General features: G+C 76.3%; 1 protein-coding gene. It reads left to right on the top strand.

The annotated features are described in order from the left end of the window. Nucleotides 1–445 precede the first annotated feature (445 nt). The coding region (locus ACWEVO_RS36780) for a sporulation protein (RefSeq protein WP_452311989.1) at nucleotides 446–1,203 on the top strand (758 nt) is incomplete at its 3' end.

Below are 1,203 nucleotides of genomic sequence, written 5' to 3'. Positions count from 1 at the left end.
ACCCCCGGGGGGCGGGCGGCCCGGCCCGAAATACCCCCCCGCGGGCCGCGGGGGGGGGCCCCCCCCGCGGGGCGGCCCCGGGTGGCGGGGGCGCGGGGCGGGGCGCCCCCCCGCCCCCCCGCCCCCCGCCCCCCGCCCCGCCCGCCGCGGGCCCCCCGGGCCCGCCCCCCCCCGGGCCCGTTTCCGCCCTGGTCCACTTCCAACCTGGTCCGTTCCGGTCTGTTCCGGGCCTGGCCGGGCCTGCTTTCCGGCCTGGTCTGTGCCGGGCCTGGTCCGGTCCGTGTCTGGCCTGGTCCGTGTCCGCCCTGGTCGGTTTTCGGTCTGGTTCGCGCCCGGCTTGGCGCGGGCCTGGTTGGGCCGGCCGACCGCCGGCGGGGGCGGGTCCCGCCAGGAGTGGCGGCTCGGCAAGCGGGAATGCGGGCGGGCCGGGGGAGGGGGTGCGGGAATGCGGCTGACCGGGGTGTCGGCGGAGTCCGTGTGGACCGGGCTCTCGGTGAGTACCACGCTGACCAACCCGAGCACCCGCCCGGGCTTGCGCCTGCCCGGCCGGGTGACCCTCACGGCCGGGGGTCAGGACGTTCCGGTCCGGCACATCCGGCTCGGTCTGGTCGCTCAGGTGGAGCCGGAGGACCCGGACTCGCCCCGGCGGCTGCTGCAGTACCACGAGGTGCCGATCGCCGGCCGGTTCGTGGTGCCCGCCGGGCGGCGGCGGGCGGTCGATTTCGCGTTCCCGTTGCCCTGGGAGACCCCGGTGACCATCTTCGGCGGGACGCCGCTGATGAGCCTGCGTACCGGCCTGCGGACCGAGGTGTCGGTCGATCCGGACCTGGATCAGGGGGCGATGGTGCCGGTCTTCGTCCACCCGCTGCCGACCCAGCAGCACGTGCTGGCGGCGCTGGACACCCTCGGTTTCGTCATGCGGCAGGCGGGGCTGCAGCACGGCCGGCTGCCCGGCGTGGAGCAGACGCTGCCGTTCCACGAGCGGCTCGGCTACTGGGTGGCCCCGCTGTACGCCGGCCCGATCACCGAGCTTGAAGTGATCTTCGTGACCAACGCGGCCGGGTTGGAGGTGGTGCTCTGGGCGGACCGCCGGCTCTCCCTGGCCGGGTGGACGCCCCCAGGATCGGCACGTACGCGTCGTTGTGGAGCATCACCAGCTCCTCGCCCACCAGAGCAGGATCGGGAACCGGGAGTGCAGGCAGA

It is taken from the genome of Micromonospora sp. NPDC003776, from assembly GCF_053605645.1.
This window is presented reverse-complemented; position numbering and strand designations above follow the sequence as displayed.